A 2,787-nucleotide genomic window follows, 5' to 3' on the forward strand; every position below is an offset into this window, starting at 1 on the left:
ATATCAATATGCTTTTGTCTTCTACAAAGCGTACTGTAATCTGGAGCTGTCCAATTTACTCCGCAAAGTTTAATCAGACTTTGCACAAAGCCAGTAACCATACGTAAAGACAGACGGAATAAGGATTTAATCATTAAGTAGCATTGGATGGCTGCGTCGGAGTAGGGTTGATTTCGCCCTTGTTTGCCTTTTGATGGCGCATACCATTGCGTAGCAGGATCAAACCAAAGGGCAATATTTCCGCGACTCATGAGTGCTCGGTTATATGGGGGCCAATTGGTTGTGCGGTAGATTTTGTGTGTAGGCTTCTTCATTTGAAAATTATATCGCTGAAAAACCCTTTACAGATAGGTTTGTGCAACAAAGCCATTTTTATCTAATGTAGTTCCAGGATCTTAATGCGTCATGTGATGTCGTAAAACAGGCAAAACGGCTACTTTCTGCATGTGATTTAATGTGATCGGATGTTATAATTCAGTGACTTATGAGGGGGCAGGTCATGTTTAAAAAATTATTACTTAGTTTACTTATTGCTGTTCCAGTAATCGCTCAAGCTGAATGGGAAGAGTATTCTATTGATGGCGAACGTAGCTATCACGTAGATTTAAATCGTGTAAAGATAGTAAACGAGCAAGCTCAAATTGTTTCGTATTGGACCAAATCTGTTTACTACAAGGATTTAACTAAGGATACAATGAGCGTTGGTGACTACTATTTAACATTTTATTATGGGAATTGTTCTGACCGCACCATAGCAAAAACTATTTTTGCTATATATAACAAAAATGGTGATCTGCGTAATACCTATAATTTTCCTAAAAATTATGAAGCAGTTTTGCCAGATTCTCGTGGTGAAGTTTTATTAAATACCATCTGCCATATCACTTTTGAAGAATCATAAAAATGAGTACCTAATTCATGGATTGATAATGAAGATAAAGCTATGTCTTAGATGTTTTATGGAGATGCAGTTACGTACCTTGTGAAGCTCAATAAACACTCATTCTTTAGTGATGCAAAAGTCGTTAAAGAATAAAAGCCCCTACTCGATTAAAAGTAAGGGCTTTCATTCATTCGTACTGGTAGCGGCAAGCAATTATCGCTATCTCTGCGTCTGTTACTGCATAAACTAGCCTATGCTGTTCATCTATCCTTCTGCTCCAGAATCCCGATAAATCACCGAGTAAAGCTTCAGGTTTTCCAATACCTTCAAAGGGTTTACGTTGACATTCCTTAATCAGGTTATTGATTCGCTTGAGAGTCTTTTTGTCTTGGCCTTGCCAATATACATAATCTTCCCAAGCTGAAGGGGTAAAGCTAGTCTTCCGTTTCATCTAAAAGTTCTCTTTCGATTGCTTTAGATGCACGAAACTCTGCAATTGATTTTGCTAGGTGTGCTGCATTCTTCGGAGAAGACATAAGGTGTAATGTTTCCATCACACTGTTGTAATAGTCTTGACCCATTACAACTGCATGTTGACCTTCTTTACGAGTAATCACTGCTACATCTGCATCATCAATAACTGTATCTAAAACGGATTTCAGATTGTTACGTGCATCTGTATATGTAAATACTTGCATGAAAAACTCCATATATCTGCTAGGCGAGAGTTTTATTAAACTTGTACAATATTCTGTACAGGATGAATGTACAATATTCTGTACACATAGTAAAGCCCCTACTCGATTAAAAGTAAGTGCTTTAGTTTATTGGAAGTATGAAACAATGTGGGTATAAGTGGTTGGGTGAAATTTCATAAAGCACTCCTCACCCTGCCATACCCACTCAATTAAAATAAAGTCAGGGTCATGTGTTATATTTCTAGAGCGTGTAGTTAGACCTGACCAGACACCTTTTATTTCATCTGCATCTGCTTCTAGCTCAACTAAAAGATCATCAAAAGCTATAAAATTGCTTCCCAAATTTGCTACAGCTTTTAGAACATTTCGACTTTTTTCAGACAACCCTTTAATTATTTCGTTAACTTGTTTTTTTGTTAATTCGCCATCCATTTCTTCTGAAGAATCAATTAATGAATTATTTTTAAATAAGTTTAAAATCTCAGTTTGTGCTGAAATTGATAATTTAGAGAAATCGTCTTTATTAATACTAATATGTGTCATACATACCTTTGGTTAGAGTCTTGTAGAGTTAACTAGAGCCTTAAAGACTCTTTTGAGTCTAGTGTCTTATATGGCTTATTTTTTGTCAATATTTAGCTGAAAAATAATTAATCTTTCCTGTTTAAAATTTATTTAAGGTACTCTCACCAGGGTGAACCTGCGCCCAGTGGAATTTTCCCTGTTCCAGCCGCCGGGCACACAGCCAGATGCCCAATCCATCATGCACCAGCACTTTCATGCGATGGCCACGTTTACTACAGAACAGGTAAGCACAATGCGGTTTAATGTAGCCAAAGGCTCTCACCACCTGAGCCATGACAGTATCCATCCCTGCTCGCATATCCAGAGGTTGGGTAGAAAACCAGATTTCATCCATGCGGATCATGTGGCAAGTGCCTTGAGTAATTCTGCTAAAGCAGATATTTCTGATACTTGCCATTTCAAGCCAATTTCTGCTTTTGAGTGGGGTAAGGTAATTTGAACCGTTAACATGTCAGTAAGATTAGGATCTAATGGTGCAGAGCAAGATAAGCCAATAAATGCAGGTTTATTCGGTAGTGGTGAGCGATCACTCCCTGGCTTACCATCAATTAAGCGAATCCATTTGGATACAAGATGTGTATTCAATCCATGTTGCAAAGCAACCGAAGCAATTGAAACGTC

7 protein-coding genes are annotated in these 2,787 nt (G+C 37.7%); 1 reads left to right on the forward strand and 6 read right to left on the reverse strand.

What is annotated here, in order from left to right; genetic code table 11:
- On the reverse strand, positions 1-314 hold a 314-nt coding region (locus ADA42_RS18035), incomplete at its 3' end, for a transposase (protein WP_171249930.1).
- Between the two features lie 185 nt (positions 315-499).
- Between ADA42_RS18035 and ADA42_RS09760 the strand changes: the two genes are divergently transcribed.
- Positions 500-901, forward strand: a complete 402-nt coding sequence (locus ADA42_RS09760) for a surface-adhesin E family protein (RefSeq protein ID WP_048764933.1) — start codon at positions 500-502, stop codon at positions 899-901.
- Between the two features lie 169 nt (positions 902-1,070).
- Here the strand turns inward: ADA42_RS09760 and ADA42_RS09765 are convergent, their stop codons facing one another.
- From ADA42_RS09765 to ADA42_RS09785, 5 genes are all read right to left on the reverse strand, one after another.
- A complete protein-coding gene (locus ADA42_RS09765) occupies positions 1,071-1,334 on the reverse strand; it encodes a Txe/YoeB family addiction module toxin (protein ID WP_048764934.1) in 264 nt (87 codons plus the stop codon).
- A complete protein-coding gene (locus ADA42_RS09770) occupies positions 1,318-1,581 on the reverse strand; it encodes a type II toxin-antitoxin system Phd/YefM family antitoxin (RefSeq protein WP_048764935.1) in 264 nt (87 codons plus the stop codon). Before ADA42_RS09770 ends, ADA42_RS09765 begins: the two co-directional genes overlap by 17 nt.
- A 126-nt stretch (positions 1,582-1,707) precedes the next feature.
- Positions 1,708-2,124 (reverse strand): hypothetical protein, encoded by a 417-nt coding sequence (locus ADA42_RS09775; protein WP_048764936.1) that lies wholly within the window; start codon positions 2,122-2,124, stop codon positions 1,708-1,710.
- Positions 2,125-2,245: 121 nt separating this feature from the next.
- Positions 2,246-2,509: an IS66 family insertion sequence element accessory protein TnpB gene (gene tnpB / locus ADA42_RS09780; RefSeq protein WP_048764939.1), complete on the reverse strand. Its 264-nt coding sequence runs from the start codon at positions 2,507-2,509 to the stop codon at positions 2,246-2,248.
- The coding region (locus tag ADA42_RS09785) for a hypothetical protein (protein ID WP_048764577.1) at positions 2,506-2,787 on the reverse strand (282 nt) is incomplete at its 5' end. The genes ADA42_RS09785 and tnpB, both read right to left, overlap by 4 nt.

The sequence above is a fragment of the Acinetobacter sp. 243_ASPC genome, assembly GCF_001054715.1.
GTDB classification, from domain to species: domain Bacteria; phylum Pseudomonadota; class Gammaproteobacteria; order Pseudomonadales; family Moraxellaceae; genus Acinetobacter; species Acinetobacter soli.

What these genes read in the sequence shown, in the direction of transcription:
- ADA42_RS09770 (WP_048764935.1), bottom strand. Translation starts at nt 1,581, where the DNA reads ATGCAAGTATTTACATATACAGATGCACGTAACAATCTGAAATCCGTT.
- ADA42_RS09765 (WP_048764934.1), bottom strand. Translation starts at nt 1,334, where the DNA reads ATGAAACGGAAGACTAGCTTTACCCCTTCAGCTTGGGAAGATTATGTA.
- ADA42_RS09760 (WP_048764933.1), top strand. Translation starts at nt 500, where the DNA reads ATGTTTAAAAAATTATTACTTAGTTTACTTATTGCTGTTCCAGTAATC.
- ADA42_RS09775 (WP_048764936.1), bottom strand. Translation starts at nt 2,124, where the DNA reads ATGACACATATTAGTATTAATAAAGACGATTTCTCTAAATTATCAATT.
- tnpB (WP_048764939.1), bottom strand. Translation starts at nt 2,509, where the DNA reads ATGATCCGCATGGATGAAATCTGGTTTTCTACCCAACCTCTGGATATG.